Annotated in this window: 13 protein-coding genes; 8 read left to right on the top strand and 5 right to left on the bottom strand. The window is 63.6% G+C overall.

Annotation, left to right across the window (positions count from 1 at the left end; translation table 11 throughout):
- Positions 1-138: 138 nt before the first annotated feature.
- The 6 genes from AC1RKJ_RS01070 to lexA all read left to right on the top strand — a co-directional run bounded on the left by AC1RKJ_RS01070 (position 139) and on the right by lexA (position 6,711).
- Entirely contained in the window at positions 139-2,037 is a 1,899-nt protein-coding gene (locus AC1RKJ_RS01070) for a peptidylprolyl isomerase (protein WP_492789062.1), read from the top strand.
- A 40-nt stretch (positions 2,038-2,077) separates the two neighbouring features.
- Positions 2,078-3,091, top strand: a complete 1,014-nt coding sequence (trpD, locus tag AC1RKJ_RS01065; RefSeq protein ID WP_492789061.1) for an anthranilate phosphoribosyltransferase — start codon at positions 2,078-2,080, stop codon at positions 3,089-3,091.
- Between the two features lie 13 nt (positions 3,092-3,104).
- On the top strand, positions 3,105-3,926 hold the full coding sequence (gene trpC / locus AC1RKJ_RS01060) for an indole-3-glycerol phosphate synthase TrpC (protein WP_492789060.1): 822 nt from the start codon (positions 3,105-3,107) through the stop codon (positions 3,924-3,926).
- A gap of 1 nt (position 3,927) precedes the next feature.
- Complete coding sequence (moaC, locus tag AC1RKJ_RS01055; protein WP_492789059.1) at positions 3,928-4,446, top strand: cyclic pyranopterin monophosphate synthase MoaC; 519 nt, start codon at positions 3,928-3,930, stop codon at positions 4,444-4,446.
- 176 nt (positions 4,447-4,622) lie between these two features.
- A complete protein-coding gene (locus AC1RKJ_RS01050; protein WP_492789058.1) occupies positions 4,623-5,831 on the top strand; it encodes a molybdopterin molybdotransferase MoeA in 1,209 nt (402 codons plus the stop codon).
- A gap of 166 nt (positions 5,832-5,997) precedes the next feature.
- Positions 5,998-6,711 carry a transcriptional repressor LexA gene (lexA, locus tag AC1RKJ_RS01045; RefSeq protein ID WP_492789057.1) on the top strand — a complete coding sequence of 238 codons (714 nt, stop codon included), beginning with the start codon at positions 5,998-6,000 and terminating at the stop codon, positions 6,709-6,711.
- A 10-nt stretch (positions 6,712-6,721) separates the two neighbouring features.
- Here lexA and AC1RKJ_RS01040 read toward each other — a convergent pair whose 3' ends face one another.
- Positions 6,722-9,001: a ComEC/Rec2 family competence protein gene (locus AC1RKJ_RS01040; RefSeq protein WP_492789056.1), complete on the bottom strand. Its 2,280-nt coding sequence runs from the start codon at positions 8,999-9,001 to the stop codon at positions 6,722-6,724.
- Between the two features lie 95 nt (positions 9,002-9,096).
- A complete protein-coding gene (locus tag AC1RKJ_RS01035; RefSeq protein ID WP_492789055.1) occupies positions 9,097-10,770 on the bottom strand; it encodes a glutamine--tRNA ligase/YqeY domain fusion protein in 1,674 nt (557 codons plus the stop codon).
- A 186-nt stretch (positions 10,771-10,956) separates the two neighbouring features.
- Here AC1RKJ_RS01035 and gltX point away from each other — a divergent pair, with 186 nt between their 5' ends.
- Together gltX and gltA are read left to right on the top strand one after the other, a co-directional pair.
- Positions 10,957-12,381: a glutamate--tRNA ligase gene (gene gltX / locus AC1RKJ_RS01030; protein WP_492789054.1), complete on the top strand. Its 1,425-nt coding sequence runs from the start codon at positions 10,957-10,959 to the stop codon at positions 12,379-12,381.
- A gap of 176 nt (positions 12,382-12,557) precedes the next feature.
- Positions 12,558-13,862, top strand: a complete 1,305-nt coding sequence (gene gltA / locus AC1RKJ_RS01025; RefSeq protein ID WP_492789053.1) for a citrate synthase — start codon at positions 12,558-12,560, stop codon at positions 13,860-13,862.
- A 103-nt stretch (positions 13,863-13,965) separates the two neighbouring features.
- Here the strand turns inward: gltA and lpxB are convergent, their stop codons facing one another.
- From lpxB to lpxA, 3 genes are read right to left on the bottom strand one after another with little or no spacing between them, the layout of a single operon-like run.
- Positions 13,966-15,174 carry a lipid-A-disaccharide synthase gene (gene lpxB / locus AC1RKJ_RS01020; protein WP_492789052.1) on the bottom strand — a complete coding sequence of 403 codons (1,209 nt, stop codon included), beginning with the start codon at positions 15,172-15,174 and terminating at the stop codon, positions 13,966-13,968.
- Complete coding sequence (locus AC1RKJ_RS01015) at positions 15,171-16,025, bottom strand: LpxI family protein (RefSeq protein WP_492789051.1); 855 nt, start codon at positions 16,023-16,025, stop codon at positions 15,171-15,173. Before AC1RKJ_RS01015 ends, lpxB begins: the two co-directional genes overlap by 4 nt.
- A complete protein-coding gene (gene lpxA, locus AC1RKJ_RS01010) occupies positions 16,025-16,852 on the bottom strand; it encodes an acyl-ACP--UDP-N-acetylglucosamine O-acyltransferase (protein ID WP_492789050.1) in 828 nt (275 codons plus the stop codon). The genes AC1RKJ_RS01015 and lpxA overlap by 1 nt, the downstream gene beginning before the upstream one ends.
- Positions 16,853-16,934 lie beyond the last annotated feature (82 nt).

The raw sequence follows: 16,934 nt of genomic DNA, 5'->3' as shown, positions 1-16,934 counted from the left end.
ACCGCGCTGAAGCGTCGCCGTCAGCATGGTTGCTAGGGAACCGGCACCCCTTTATATGTCGGCGAAACAACGCGGTAACGCCTCCGGCGAGCCGCCACCCCTCCTCCTGAACATCAAGTTGGTCCCATGCTCCGAGGAATGCGCAAAGCCTCATCGAATTGGCTCGGCAAGACGGTGATGTCCGTCATGTTCGGCGTGCTGATCGTCAGTTTCGGCGTCTGGGGCATTGCCGACATCTTCAAGGGATTCGGACAGTCGTCGCTCGCCAAGATCGGCAGCACCGAAATCACCACTGAACAATTCCGCAATCTGTTCACCGACAAGGTGCAGCAAATCGGACGCCGTTTCGGCCGGCCGCTCACCATGGAGCAGGCGCGCAACTTCGGCCTCGACCGCCAGGTGCTTCAGGAAGTCATCGCCGACGCAGCCCTCGACGAAGACGCCCGCCGCCTGGGCCTTGGACAATCGGACGCCGACGTGGCGCGCATGATTTCCAACGACCCGAATTTCAAGGGCGTCGATGGCAAGTTCGATCAGGAGCGCTTCGTGCAGACTATCCGCCAGTTCGGCTATACCGAGCAGCGCTATGTCTCCGAGCAGCGCCGCCGCCTGCTGCGCAACCAGATCACCAGCACGGTGGTCTCTGGACTTGAGCCGACCAAGACCCAGCTTGACGCACTGGTCCGCTTCCAGAACGAACAGCGCTCGGCCGACTACCTGCGGCTGACCTCGGCTCAGGCCGGCACCATCGCGCCTCCCTCGCCCGAGGCACTGGCCGCCTATTTCGAAGACCGCAAGCAGTTGTTCAGGGCACCGGAGTTTCGCAAGATCGCCGTGCTGACGTTGACGCCGGACGACCTTGCGAAGTGGATCAACGTCAGCGACGACGACGCCAAGAAGATTTTTGAACAGCGCAAAGAGCGTTACGCGACGCCGGAACGCCGGCAGGTGTTCCAGATTCCGTTCCCGAACGCCGACGAGGCGAAAGCCGCGCGCGACCGCATCGCCGCCGGAACGTCGTTCGAGGACATCGCCAAGGAGCGCAATCTCACCCCAAGCGACATCGACCTCGGCAACGTGACGCGGGCCGCCATCAGCGATGCCGCGATCGCGGATGCCGCTTTCGGACTCACACCGGACTCCGTCAGTCAGCCGGTCAAGGGCACGCTGGTCACCGCGCTGCTGAAGGTCACGAAAGTCGAGCCCGGCACCAACCCGACCTATGACAGCGTAGCGGCGACGATCAAGCGCGAGATCGCGCTGGAGCGCGCGCGGGCGCAGTTGCAGGACCTGCACAACAAGATCGAGGACGAGCGCGGCGGCGGATCGAACATCGCCGAAGCGGCTCAGAAACTCGGGCTCAAGGCCGTCACCATCGAAGCTGTCGACCGCTCCGGCCGCGGGCTCGACGGCAAGCCGGTGACAGGCCTGCCGCAAGGCATCGACATCACGACACCTGCCTTTGCCAGCAACATCGGCGTCGAGAACGAGCCGGTCCAGTACAACGGCGGCGAACTCTGGTTCGACGTCCTCGGCATCACGCCGTCGCGCGACCGGCCGCTCGACGAAGTGAAGGAACAGGTCGAGACACGCTGGCGCGACGAACAGGTCTCGACCCGTCTTCGCACCAAGGCCGCCGAGATCGTCGAGAAACTGAACAAGGGCGCCGCGTTCGACGCGGAAGCGACTGCTGCCGGCGTCAAAGTCGAAAAGGCCACCCTCTTCCGGCGCGACGCGGACCCGAAGAACGTGCCCGAACGGCTAGTCGCAGCCGCGTTCCGCACGCCGAAGGACGGCGTGGGACAGGTCGAAGGCAACGGCGCCAGCGAGTGGATCGTGTTCAAGGTCACCGACGTGGTCGTGCCGCCGGTCGATCTCGCATCCGATGACGTGAAGAAGCTGAAGGAAAATCTCCAGCGCGCGGAAATGGAAGAGCAGATCGCCGCCTATGTCGCCAAGCTGGAGGCCGAGATCGGCGTCACGATCAACCAGAACGCGTTTGCAGTCGCGACAGGTGCGGCGGCCGCCGCTCAATAGTAAGCTCATCGGCGAACGTCACATCAGGCAAGCCTCGATTATGGACAATCTGAAAGCGATCATCGGAAAAGCCGCCACCGGCGCGGCCCTGTCGCGCGACGAGGCGGCGACCGCGTTCGACCGCATGATGTCCGGCGAAGCGACGCCGTCGCAGATGGGCGGCCTGCTGATGGCGCTGCGCGTGCGCGGCGAAACCATCGACGAGATCACCGGTGCGGTCTCCGCCATGCGCGCCAAGATGCTGACCGTGAAAGCGCCGGCTGACGCGGTTGATATCGTCGGCACCGGCGGCGACGGATCGGGCTCGGTCAATGTCTCGACCTGCGCGTCGTTCATTCTGGCAGGCGCCGGCGTGCCGGTCGCCAAGCACGGCAACCGCGCGCTGTCGTCGAAATCAGGCTCCGCCGATGCGCTGGCCGCACTGGGCGTCAAGATCGACATCACGCCCGCAGAGGTCGGCCGCTGCATCGCCGAGGCGGGAATCGGTTTCATGTTCGCGCCGACGCATCATCCGGCGATGAAGAACGTCGGACCCACGCGCGTCGAACTTGCCACCCGCACCATTTTCAATCTGCTGGGACCGCTCTCCAATCCCGCTGGCGTCAAACGGCAGATGGTCGGCGTATTCTCGAAACAGTGGGTGCAGCCGCTGGCGCAGGTGCTGAAAAATCTCGGCGCGGAATCGGTTTGGGTCGTGCACGGCTCGGACGGCCTCGACGAGATCACCCTCACCGGCCCGACCTTTGTCGCAGCCCTCGAGAACGGCAACATCCGCACCTTCGAGGTTGCGCCCGAGGACGGCGGACTGCCGCACGCCACGGCTGAGGAACTCAGAGGCGGCGACGCCGAAGCCAACGCCAAGGCGCTGCGCGATGTGCTCGAAGGCAAGCGGGGCGCGTATCGCAATGTCGCGCTCCTGAACGCCGCCGCAGCACTCGTGGTCGCGGGCAAGGCAAAGGACCTCAAGGAAGGCGTTGCGCTCGGTACCAAGGCGCTGGACACTGGCGCGGCTCTCGACAGGCTGAAGCGCCTTGTCGCAGTCTCCAATGCTTGAGGAGCAACTGCCCTTGTCCGATATCCTCGACAAGATTGAAACCTACAAGCGCGAGGAAATCGCCGCAGCGAAGCGTGCGCTTCCGCTCGCCGAAATCGAGGCGCGTGCGAAGGCCGCTCCCGCGCCGCGCGGCTTCGTCAACGCCATCCGCGAAAAACATGCCCGCGGCGATTACGCGCTGATCGCGGAGATCAAGAAGGCCTCGCCGTCGAAGGGGCTCATTCGCGCGGATTTCGATCCGCCAGTTCTGGCGAAAGCCTATGAGGCCGGCGGCGCAGCATGTCTCTCGGTACTGACGGACACGCCGTCGTTCCAGGGCTCGCTCGCGTTCATGGTCGCAGCACGCGCAGCGGTCTCGCTGCCGGTGCTGCGCAAGGATTTCATGTACGACACCTATCAGGTGGCCGAGGCCCGCGCGCACGGCGCAGACTGCATCCTGATCATCATGGCCGCGCTCGACGATGCCGCGGCGAAGGATATCGAGGACGCGGCGTTCGCCCATGGCATGGACGTGCTGCTCGAAGTTCACAATCGCGAAGAACTCGATCGCGCGCTGACGCTGCGTTCGCCCCTGCTCGGCGTCAACAACCGCAACCTGCGCACATTCGAGACGACACTCGCCACCAGCGAAGAACTCGCGCCGCTGATTCCGAAGGATCGCATCAGCGTCGGTGAAAGCGGGATTTTCGCGCCTCAGGATCTTGCACGCCTCGAAAAGGTCGGCATGTCGACCTTTCTCGTCGGCGAAAGCCTGATGCGGCAGGCCGACGTCGCGGCCGCCACGCGCACGCTGCTCGCGCGCGACGGCGCGCAGCGCGCCACCGGGACGCGCTGACGTGGCCAAAAAATCCAGGACAAAGTCAAAGACAAAAGCAGGCTCCGCCCTCACCCACATCGACGCCAAGGGCGAGGCCCGCATGGTGGATGTTTCGGCAAAGCCCGACACCGAGCGCGTGGCGGTGGCCGAGGGCCATGTCGTCATGACCCGCAAGACGCTCGATCTGATCGTGAAGGGCAACGCCACCAAGGGCGACGTGCTCGGCACCGCGCGCGTCGCCGGAATCATGGCGGCGAAGCGCACCTCCGATCTCATTCCGCTCTGTCATCCGCTGGCGCTCTCGAAAGTCACTATCGACATCACGCCCGACACCAAGCTGCCCGGCTGCCGCGTGCGCGCGACGGTGAAGGTCAAGGGCCCCACCGGCGTGGAGATGGAAGCGCTGACCGCCGTGTCGGTGGCGTGTCTCACGATCTACGACATGGTGAAGGCCGTCGAGCGCGGCATTCATGTCGAAGGCGTTCGCCTCGTCGAGAAAAAGGGCGGCAAGTCCGGCCATTATCTCGCCGACTACTAGTGGTCCGGTTTTAACATTCGCACCCCGTTTCAGCAGGCCTTTATGCGAATGTTAAAACCAAAGGACCACTAGCAAATATAGACTTCGAGTGGAGTTTCGGATTTGACATTCGCTTTGCGTACTCGCTGCGGGGTGGAAGCGAATGTCAAATCCACTCCACTCGTAAGGAGCGTCCCATGGCGCTGATGCCGGTCGCCGAAGCCTATGCCGCCGTCCTCAAGGACGCAGCCGCGCTTCCCGAAGAAATGGCCGCGCTGAACGACGCGTTTCATCGCACGCTGTCCCGTGACATCGCAGCATTGCGCACCCAGCCGCCGGCCGACATGTCGGCGATGGACGGATATGCGGTTCGCGCCGCCGATGCTGTTTCGGGCGCACGCCTGAAAGTCATTGGCGAAGTCGCCGCCGGCCGCCCGTTCAATGCGACCGTCGGCGCGGAACAAGCCGCGCGCATTTTCACCGGCGGCGTGATCCCGGCCGGGACCGACGCCGTGATCATTCAGGAAGACACCGCGCGCGACGGCGACACCGTGATCGTGAACGAGGCCATCGCGGCGGGAAAAAACATCCGGCCGGCGGGCATCGATTTCCGCGAAGGCGAAACAGGGCTGCGGCGAGGATCGCTCCTGACCGATCGTGCGCTTGCGCTGGCCGCGAGCATGAATCATCCGCAACTGCCGGTGCATCGTCGCCCAAGAGTCGCGATCCTCGCGACCGGGGATGAACTGGTCGTGCCGGGCACAAAGCCCGCGCCGGGCCAGATCGTCCACAGCAACGTGTTCGCGCTGATCGCGCTCGCGCGCAACGAAGGCGCGGACCCCATCGATCTCGGCATCGCGCGCGATACACTCGAGTCGACAACCGACGCCATCCGGCGTGCGCGCGATCTCGGCGTCGATGTTCTTGTGACCACCGGCGGCGCTTCCGTCGGCGACCATGATCTCGTTCAGACTGCGCTGAAAGCCGAAGGCGTCGACATGGCTTTCTGGAAAATCGCGCTGCGGCCCGGAAAGCCGATGATGCACGGACGCCTCGGGCCGATGCGCGTGCTCGGCCTGCCCGGCAACCCGGTGTCATCCTATGTCTGCGCCTTCCTGTTTCTGGTGCCGCTCATCCGCGCGCTGTCGGGACGAACCCAGGTCGATCATGTCCTGGAGCGGGCCGTGCTGGGGCGCGAGCTGCCAGCCAACGACAAGCGGCAGGATCATCTGCGGGCAAGGGTTACAACCGGCGGCGACGGCGTGCCCGTCGCAACCTCGGTAGGCCCTCAGGACAGTTCTCTGGTGGGCAATCTGGCGGCGGCGGATGCGCTCATCGTCCGCCCACCCTTCGCACCAGCGGCCCCTGCCGGCTCGCCCTGCACGATCCTCCGGCTTCCCAACTAAAGCTCCCCGTCGTTGACGTGAAATTAAGGGGTTGCGGAACACATATGGAACAGATAGTGTTCGTTCATGATTTGTTTCGAGTGACTCGCAACTCCTGATTGGCCGTCCAACGGCCCGTATCCAGAGAGGCGCGGCATCGGAGCAAAGGCGATCGGGGACCAGATAGATGCTGACACGCAAACAATACGAGCTTCTGCGCTTTATCAACGAGCGGCTGAAGGAAGCTGGTGTTCCGCCCTCGTTCGACGAAATGAAGGACGCGCTGGACTTGCGCTCCAAGTCCGGCATCCACCGGCTGATCACGGCTCTTGAGGAACGCGGCTTCATCCGCAGGCTCGCCAACCGTGCCCGCGCGATTGAAGTCATCAAACTGCCGGAGCTTGGGAATTCGGGTGCCGGCGGCAACGGCCGTCGCGGCTTCACCCCCAGTGTCATCGAGGGCAACCTCGGCAAGGTCCGCAGCAGCGGCTCCGCCGGCCACGAGGACGATACGAACTTCCCGGTTTCCGTGCCGGTCATGGGACGGATCGCGGCCGGTACGCCCATCGAGGCGCTCCAGACCCGCAGCCACACCATCAGCCTGCCGCCCGACATGCTCGGGTCGGGCGAACACTACGCCCTCGAAGTGCGCGGCGATTCCATGATGGAAGCCGGTATTCTCGACGGCGACACCGTGCTGATCCAGCGCAACGACAGCGCCGACACTGGCGACATCGTGGTCGCGCTGATCGACGAGGAAGAAGCCACACTGAAGCGTTTCCGGCGACGCGGCGCATCCATTGCGCTTGAGCCTGCCAACTCGGCCTATGAAGTCCGGATCCTGCCGCCCAACCGCGTGCGCATTCAGGGCAAGCTGATCGGTCTGCTCCGGAAGTATTGAGCCTCGAGAATTAATCGTCCGGCTGGAGGTCGCTTTCGGCGGGCGTCGCATCGACGGAGCGCGCCGGGACATTCGGCCGAGACGCTGGAGCCTGTGGCTCATCCTCCGCAACTGCCGCAGACCAAGGGCGATCGACGCCGCGCGGCCTGATGGCTGTGACGGCATAGCCTTCGGCGGTCTTGCGCAAGGCGAGCGTCCCGCGCCTGCGCAGCGTGTCCTGATCCAGCACCGTGGCCGCGCAACCGGCCGGTGGTTGCCGCAACGTCACGATCACGGCGGCGCGCGCACAGTCGTCCGCGAAAGCTCCAGGTTTCAGCGTGAGAGCGACGGTGGCGCCGCCTTCCGCCTGCACCACGCATCCCGCATTGTCGCAGGACACACCATCTACCAGCGACGGATCGGCCGCCGTGCGGGTATCGGCATCGGCGGCGAGCCATTCGCGCGACAGGAAAGCATCCTTGCCGGTGCGCATCAGGCGCAGCCTGCCATCCTTGCCGCGTACCCCGACGGTGTGCCCATCGCCAGCCACGAGAATATCCGGCTGCGGTGTTGTCAGCGCCCACGCCGTTGCGAGCACGATCAGCCCCGCTCCTACCCAGCGCAGCGGCGTCCGCAACAGACCGAGCACGATGATGCCCGCGCTCATTACCGCCAATGGCCCGGTCCCGAACGCCGCAAGCCGCCCGATGGCGCCCGGCAATGCCGCGACCCATTGCGCCACCGCCATCATCCAGCCGATGCCGACATCCATCAGCCGCCAGAACACGCCGTCGAAGCCGAACGGCATGGCGAGCAGCCCCAACAATCCGGCCGGCATCACCAGCACCGAGACAACCGGCATCGCCGCGAGATTGGCCAGCACCCCGTAGGGCGTCACGCGATGAAAGTGAAATGCCGCGTAAGGCATCGTCGCAAATCCCGCGACCAGCGACGCCAGCGCCAGCATCGTGATCTCGCGGCCGCCCCACAACGCGGCGCGCGCCACCTGCGTATTGTCCGGCGACGCGAACAGGTTCGGCATCCCGAGTTGGACCAGCGCCACGAGTCCGAGCGTCGCCGCGAACGACATCTGGAAACTCGGATGCACCAGCGCCTCCGGTGCGATCAGCAGCACGATCATCGCCGCCACCGCAAGCGTGCGGAACGTGATGGCGCGGCGGTCCACCATCACCGCGATCAGCACCACCGCCGTCATGAAGAACGATCGTTGCGTCGCAACCTCCGCGCCCGACAACAGCAGATAGAACAACGCCGCGACGAAGGCCGCCGCCGCCGACCATTTCTTGATCGGGAACGTCACCGTTAATCCGGGAAACAGCGCGAGCAGCGCACGCACCGCGAAGAACACGACGCCCGCCACCACCGCCATGTGATAGCCGGAGATCGACAGCACATGGCCAAGCCCGGAGATAAACATGGCGTCGTTCACCGGCGTGGAAATCGCGTCGCGGCGTCCGGTGAGCAGCGCCGTTGCAATGGCGCGTGAATCGCCGGTGAGGACGCTGCGAATCCGCGCGTCGATTGCATCGCGCATCCCCTGCATCGTCGCGGCATAACGCAGATATGTGCCGCCGCTGCGCGGCGCCTCGATGGTCTTGATCGCGCCCATCGCGAATCCGGATGCGCCGATCCCGGCGAAATACATGTCGCGGCCAAAATCGTAACTGCCGGGGCGCAGCGGCGACAGCGGCGGCAGTAGCCGCGCCTTCAGCTCAACAAAACTGCCGACCGCAGGCGCAGTGCCTTTCTTGACCGACAGCCGCACACGTTCGAGTTTGATTTCGCTGCGCGGAGCTTCCATCTCTTCCACGCGCAGTACGAAGCGATCGGTGCGCTCGCGCTCATCGCGGGTTTCGACAAAGCCCTTCATCGTCACGGCGAACATCGGACGCGCCAGCACGCCATGCGCGACCCGGGCGGTCTTGAGCGCGGCCGTCGCGAAGCCCGCGGCGAGCGCGGCCAGCATTACCACCGCCGGAAACATCGGGTGCCTACGCGCGAGGAACGCGGCGATGCAGAGGACGGCTGCAGTCACGGCGGCAACGGACGCGACCGGCTCGCGATCCGCTGCGAAATACGCCGCGATTCCTGTGCCGAACGCGACCGGCACCCAGGGCAGCAACCGCCCCGGTCCCGCTTCGGCGCGCAACCAGCTTTTCAGGATACCGATCCACGACGACCAGAGACCCGCGCCGCTTTCGGCGGCTGAGCCGGCCTGCGCAGCACCCCGCGGCGGCCAGGTGGTCACCCGGCCTTGTGTGCGCCGCTGATCGTTGTCCCGGCTGGCCATCGCGCCGCCCCGCCCGCGCGTCCCCGCGATCGGATGCTACCTGACGGTGCATCAAAAGGGACAGCGGAACGGATGCAGAATGCGCGACTATATCTTCACGCTTCGGATGCAACCTTGGCCCAGGTGTCGCGCAATCCAACGGTGCGGTTGAACACCAGCTTGCCGGGCGTGGAGTCGCGGTCGCGGCAGAAGTATCCCTGCCGCTCGAACTGCATCGTGCCGGGATCGTTCGCGCCGGCCAGCGACGGTTCGACCATCGCCGTCACGACCTCGAGCGAGTCCGGATTGATCTGTGACGCGAAGTTGGCGGCGTCGGGCTGCTGCGCCGAGAACAGAAGATTGTAGAGCCTCACCTCAGCCGGCACTGCGTCCGACGCGGCGACCCAGTGGATCGTCCCCTTCACCTTGCGGCCGTCGGGCGCGTTGCCGCCCCGGGTTTCTGGGTCGTAGGTGCAGCGCAGTTCGATCACTTCGCCCGCGGCATTCTTGATGACGTCGCGGCAGGTGATGAAATAGCCGTAGCGCAGCCTCACCTCTTTGCCCGGTGCAAGCCGGAAAAACTTTTTTACCGGCGTTTCCATGAAGTCGTCGTGCTCGATGTAAATTTCACGCCCGAACGGAATCTGCCGCGATCCCAATGCCGGCACCTCCGGATGATTGACGGCGTCGAGATGTTCGACCTGCCCTTCCGGATAATTTTCGATCACCACCTTGAGCGGACGCAGCACGGCCATGCGGCGCGGCGCGCTCTTGTTGAGCGTCTCGCGGACCACGAAGTCGAACATGCCGATGTCCACGGTGCTGTTCGCCTTGGCGACACCGATCCGCTTCACGAATTCACGCAGCGCTTCCGCCGGCACGCCACGTCGCTGCAAACCCGCAAGCGTCGGCATGCGCGGATCGTCCCAGCCGGTGACATGCCCGCCACGCACCAGTTCCGTCAGCACGCGCTTGGACAGCAGCGTGTGGGTGACATTGAGACGCGCGAATTCGTACTGCCGCGGGCGCGACGGCACCGGAAGATTCTCGATGAACCAGTCGTAGAGCGGCCGATGATCGGCGAATTCCAGCGTGCAGATCGAATGGGTGACGTGCTCGATGGCGTCGGACTGGCCATGCGCGAAATCGTAGCTCGGATAGATTGTCCACGCCCCCCCGGTGCGCGGATGATGCGCGTGCAGGATGCGATAGAGCACGGGATCGCGCAGGTTGATGTTGCCTGACGTCATGTCGATCTTGGCGCGCAGTACGCGCGCGCCGTTCGGAAATTCGCCGGCGCGCATCCGCGTGAACAGGTCGAGATTTTCCGCAACGCTCCGCTCGCGGAACGGGCTGTTCTGTCCGGGCTCGGTCAGCGTGCCGCGCGTCAGCCGGATTTCCTCCTGCGACTGATCGTCGACATAGGCCTTCCCGGAGCGGATCAAATCCTGCGCCCAGCCATAAAGCTGCTCGAAATAGTCCGACGCGAAATGCAGGTGCGTGCCCCAGTCGAAGCCGAGCCAGCGCACGTCGCGCTCGATCGCATCGATGTATTCCTGTTCTTCCTTGGTCGGATTGGTGTCGTCGAAGCGCAGGCTGCAATGCCCGCCGAATTCCTCGGCAATTCCGAAGTTCAGGCAGATCGATTTCGCATGGCCGAGATGCAGGTATCCGTTCGGCTCCGGCGGAAAGCGCGTCACCACGCCGGCGTGCTTCCCGGCGGCAAGATCCGCAGCGACAATGTCGCGGATGAAGTCGCCGCCCGCGTCCGAACCCGATTCGTCAGTCATTGAAACCCTTTCAAGTTGGCGTCTATGTGCCAAATCCGGGCGGCCCCGCCAAGGCCAAATGGCGTTCCCGTGACCGGCGGCACCCGGCGAAAGTCCATTTAATTCGTCGCAATTCGCTTTGAGACACTGCGCCACCGGTGTGATACACGGCCCGCCAACACTTTCCCGAGGCTCCTGAACGCTGCCATGACCAAACCCGTCGTTACCCGCTTTGCGCCCTCACCGACCGGCTTCCTCCATATTGGCGGAGGACGCACCGCGCTGTTCAACTGGCTTTACGCACGCGGACGGGGCGGGAAGATGCTGCTGCGGATCGAGGATACCGACCGCGAGCGCTCCACTGAGCCTGCCATCGCCGCGATCATCGACGGCCTCAAATGGCTCGGCATCACATGGGACGGCGAGACGGTCTTTCAGTTTGCCCGCGCCGCGCGGCACCGCGAAATCGCCGAGCAGTTGCTCGCGGAGGGCAAGGCGTATCATTGCTACGCGACGCCAGAGGAACTCACCCAGATGCGCGAGGCCGCCAAGGCCGAAGGACGCGCCATGCGCTACGACGGGCGCTGGCGCGACCGCGATCCCTCGGAAGCGCCCGCCGGCGTCAAGCCGGTGATCCGGCTGAAAGCGCCGCAGACCGGCGAGACCGTGATCGAGGATCAGGTGCAGGGCCGCGTGGTCTGGCAGAACGAGAACTTCGACGATCTCGTGCTGCTGCGCTCCGACGGCAACCCGACCTATATGCTCGCCGTGGTGGTCGATGATCACGACATGGACGTCACGCATGTCATTCGTGGCGACGACCATCTGATCAATGCCGCCCGCCAGAAGCATATCTACGACGCGCTCGGATGGGACGTGCCTGTCATGTCTCACATTCCGTTGATCCACGGCCCGGACGGCTCGAAGCTTTCCAAGCGTCACGGCGCCCTCGGCGTCGATGCCTATCGCGCCATGGGATACCTGCCCGAGGCGCTGCGGAACTATCTGGTGCGGCTAGGCTGGAGCCACGGCGATCAGGAGATTTTCTCGACCGACGAAATGATCAAGGAGTTCGATCTGCCGGCGATCGGGCGTTCGGCCGCGCGGTTCGATTTCGCCAAGCTCGAAAATCTCAATGGTCACTACATCCGCACGACGGACGACAAGACGCTGCTGGCGAGCTTCGAGGATGTGCTGCAATTCGTGCCCGGCGGGGCGGCGATCAAAGCCAAGCTGAATGACACTACCCGCGCCCAGTTGCTGGCTGCCATGCCGGGCTTGAAGGAGCGCGCCAAGACTCTCCTGGAATTGATCGACAGCTCTCATTTTATCTTTGCCGATCGGCCGCTTGAGCTTGAACCAAAAGCGGCGGCGGTGATGACGCCGGAGACGCGCCAACTGATCGGGAAACTGAAAGCTGCGCTGGAAACAGTCAGCCCGTGGGCAGCCGATACCACCGAAGCCGCCATGCGCAGCTTTGCCGAAGAAAATAATCTCAAACTCGGGGCGGTCGCCCAGCCGTTACGTGTCGCCCTGACCGGCAGGACCACCTCTCCCGGCATATTCGACGTCCTGGCCGTGCTGGGACGGGAAACCTGTCTGGAACGCCTGCAAGATCAGGCCCTCGCATAGCCGGGGCGCATGCAAGGCAGCCCCAACTTTGGGCGGATATTGCCTATCTTGCAGCGCACACTGCAATGAGCTACCCATTTGGGCCACACTTCTGGAACAAAGCGCTTGCGTCCCCATATACATGGCGTTCGTGAGCCTCGCTTGCCCTGCGCAACACTGTCACCGGGGACTTTACGATGGATGCAAAGACGAACACCAAGAAGGCAACGCTGACGGTTGAAGGAAAGACCGTCGATTTCCCCGTCTTGAGCGGCAGCGTGGGGCCCGATGTCATCGACATCAGCAAGCTCTACGCCCAGACCGGCATGTTCACTTACGATCCCGGTTTTACGTCGACGGGCAGTTGCGACTCCAAGATCACCTACATCGATGGCGACGCCGGCATTCTGATGTACCGCGGTTATCCCATCGAGCAGCTCGCCGAAAAAGGCGACTTCCTCGAAACCTGCTATCTGCTGCTCTACGGTGAGCTTCCGACCAAGGCGCAAAAGGAAGACTTCGACTATCGCGTGACGCATCACACGATGGTGCACGAGCAGATGGCCCGCTTCTTCCAGGGCTTCCGCCGCGACGCGCATCCGATGGCCGTTATGGTCGCATCGGTCGGCGCTCTCGCCGCCTTCTATAATGACTCCACCGACATTTCCGATCCCAAGCAGCGCATGATCGCCTCCATGCGCATGATCGCGAAGATCCCGACGCTGGCCGCGATGGCCTTCAAGTACAATGTCGGCCAGCCCTTCGTTTATCCGAAGAACTCGCTCTCCTTCGCCGAGAACTTCCTCAACATGTGCTTCGCCGTGCCGTGCGAGGAGTACAAGATCAATCCGGTGCTGGCCGAAGCGCTGGACAAGATCTTCATCCTGCATGCCGATCACGAGCAGAACGCCTCGACATCGACCGTGCGCATCGCCGGCTCATCAGGCGCCAACCCGTTCGCCTGTATCGCCGCCGGCATCGCCTGCCTGTGGGGACCGGCGCACGGCGGCGCCAACGAAGCGGCATTGCAGATGCTCGCCGACATCGGCAGCGTCGAGAACATTCCGGACTTCATCGCCAAGGTGAAGGACAAGAACAGCAACGTCCGCCTCATGGGCTTCGGTCACCGCGTCTACAAGAACTACGATCCGCGCGCCAAGATCATGCAGCAGATGTGCCACAAGGTGCTGAAGGAGACGGGTCACGCCAACGACCCGCTGCTCCCGATCGCGCTCGAGCTCGAAAAGATCGCACTGAGCGATCCGTACTTCATCGACCGCAAGCTGTACCCGAACGTCGATTTCTATTCAGGCATCACCCTGAAGGCGATGGGCTTCCCCACCTCGATGTTCACCGTGCTGTTCGCGGTTGCCCGCACCGTCGGCTGGATCAGCCAGTGGAGCGAAATGATCCAGGACCCGCAGCAGAAGATCGGCCGTCCGCGCCAGCTTTATTCGGGCGCCACGTCGCGCGACTACGTCGGAATCGACAAGCGCAAGTAAGCGGAACAATTCGCAGAAAAAGGCCGGTGCAAGAAAGCACCGGCCTTTTTGTTTGAAGGCAACTTGGAAAATAGGTGCTTTCGGCTATTTTTGATGCGCTGATCTATTCCGAAAACCGGTTCCCACTTTTCGGGATCATGCGCATTGTGGCGATCACGCCGTCCGCCGCCAGCTCGCTCGGCCGCTTGCCGCCGGTGGACATGATCTCTTCCAGACGCGCGAAAGCATCCACCTGCCGCTGACGCGCGGGCGTATCGGCCAGAATATCGCGCAACGCCGGCGCGAGATTCTCCGCTGTGAAATCCTGTTGCAGGAACTCGGGAATGACATTCTCGCCGAGAATAAGATTGGCCAGGATGATCGACGAGGTCTGGATCACGCGGCGCGCGACGAAGGCCTCGATTTCCGTAACGCGATAGGCCGTCACCATCGGCACGCCGGCGAGCGCCAATTCAAGCGTCACTGTCCCCGACTTCGCCAGAGCCGCGCGCGCGTTGCGGAACGCCGCCCTCTTATCGCTGTCGCTGACCACGATCCTCGCCGGCACCGGCCAGCTTTCGGCAGCCGCACGGACACTGTCCAGCAATCCGGGCGTGGTCGGCAGCACCGGCTCGAAGGTTACGCCCTGCGCGCGCAACAGCCGCAACGTCTCGCCGAAGATCGCCATGTTGCGTCTGATCTCGCTGCGGCGGCTTCCGGGCAACACCACAAGCACCGGCGGCGCCGTGACGCGGCGCGCGAGTTCTTCCGCATTCGGCCGCAGCGCGTCGAGGTCTTCCAGCAGCGGATGGCCGACATAAGAGCACGGCGGGCCGTCGAGCCTGCGGTGAACGTCCTTCTCAAACGGAAGCACCGCGAGAACCCGGTCGACATAGGCGCGCATCTTCTTCGCGCGTCCGCCTCGCCAGACCCATACGGTCGGCGGAACATAGTTCACCACAGGGATCGACGGATCGCGGGCACGAACGCGCCGCGCGACACGATGGGTGAAATCCGGGCTGTCGATCAGCACCAGAACATCGGGATGTTCCTTCAGCACCGCGTCGGTGGCATCGCGAAGACGCTTCAGGATCATCGGCAACTTCTTCGGGATCGAAGCAAAGCCGATGATCGACAGTCCCTGGACTGAAACCAGCGAGTCGAGTCCCTGCTCCGCCATGTGGCGGCCGCCGATTCCGATCAGCCTCACAGCAGGTCCGAGCCGTTCGCGCAACGCGACCATCAGCCCTGCACCGAGCCGGTCGCCGGATTCTTCCGCGGCAATCAGGAATATCGTTCGCGGCGCGTCGGCATGAGCGGCGCTCGAACTCACAGCGGCAATCCCGTGACGAACAGTCCAGCCTGATCGGCCTTTGCGGTCATCACATCGGCTTCGGCGACGAGCGAATGTCCGGCAACGGTGCCTATGCCGGCAAGACCGGCGGCTACAATGCCATCGACAGTCTTCGGGCCGAGTGTCGGCAAGTCGAAGCGCAAGTCCTGACTGATCTTCGGTGTCTTGACCAGGACACCGCGGCCGGCCTTGGCGCGAATTCTTCCCACCTCGCGCAGTCGCGCGACCCGGGCCAGAAGAGCGTCCGTGCCCTCGATGTCTTCGACGGCGACGACATGTCCGTCAATGACGACAACCGCCTGACCGACGTCAAAGGGGCCGAGTGCCCGCAGCAGGTCGCGCCCCTTTGCGATGTCGGCCAGCGCGTCAGCGTCAGGCTCTCGGCGTGTGAGGGTTCCTTCCGGCATCAGCAGTTCGGGCGCGACGTCGCCGATGCCGACAACGCGGAAGCCGTACCGTTCAAAAATGCGGCTCACGCCCGACAGCAGGTGATCGTCACCGCCCCGCAACGCTGCGGCGATCGCGGGTATGGCGCGCACGGTGCCCCAGTCCAGACGAATGTCGGACAGTGCCGGTCGCACCATCCCGCCGAGGAATACGATGTCGCGACAACCTTCGGAACGTATCAGACGGGTCAACCGGCCGACCTGACCGAGCGCAACCCAATGATGCGGAAACTGCGTCACGCGAACCGGATCGCAAAAGCCCCTGACGGCAAATATAAAAGGGGCGATGCCCCGCGCGCGCAGCGCCTCGGCGACCGAGAACGGCAGCACACCGCCTCCAGCAATGATGCCGACTGTCGATGAGATCGCAGAATCTGCCGCCATCAGACCTCGCGGTGCGCGCGTTCACTCGGCTTGTCGGGATTGTTGTGGGCCATGCAAAGTGGCCGTTTCTTGCCGTCATCGATGAATTGCAAAATTTCGGCGATCGCCGGATCTTGGTCCTTCATCTTGCGTCCCGCATCAAGCCGATCTGCGAAGACACCGCCGCCATGAAACAACTGCTGATAGAATTCCCGCACGATCTTCAAACGCGACGCCGTGAAACCCCGGCGCCGCATCCCGATCACGTTCATGCCGACGAGATGCGCAAATTGTCCGCTGACCATTCCGTAAGGGATCACGTCGTGGCGCAAGCCCGACACGCCCGCCACCATCGCCTGCTGTCCTATCCGCACGAACTGATGCGCGGCTGACAGTCCACCGAAATAAACAAAGTCGCCCACCTCGCAATGACCACCCAGCGTCGCGCTGCTCGCGAAGATTACGTCATCGCCCACGATACAGTCGTGGCCGATATGCGCATACGCCATAAAGAAACCGCGCTTCCCGACCCGTGTCTTGCCGCCGCCCTTGATCGTTCCGACATTCATGGTGACGCTTTCACGAATGACGCAGCCGTCACCGATGTCCAGAGTCGTCGGCTCGTCGCGATAGCCCAGATCCTGCGGCGCCGTTCCGAGCGACGTAAAAGGAAACACCGTGCAATCAGCTCCAAGAGTAGTATGGCCAACGATATTGACGTGGCTGTGCAACTTGCAGTTCGCGCCGATCGTCACGTTCGGCCCGACGATGCAATAAGGCCCGATCGAGGCACCGTCACCAATGACGGCTCCGTCCTCTATTCGCGCGGTTGGATCGATCTTGCTCATCAGCCCCTCTGGTCAGCATCGTTCGCACGTCGTGAAACAGCGTGCGGACGGCATGACAATTTTATAACTCAACCCCACCCTT

This window comes from Afipia sp. GW822-FHT04G07, assembly GCF_058800765.1.
The sequence above is the reverse complement of the archived record's forward strand: the minus strand, read 5'-3'. Positions and strand labels throughout refer to the sequence as shown.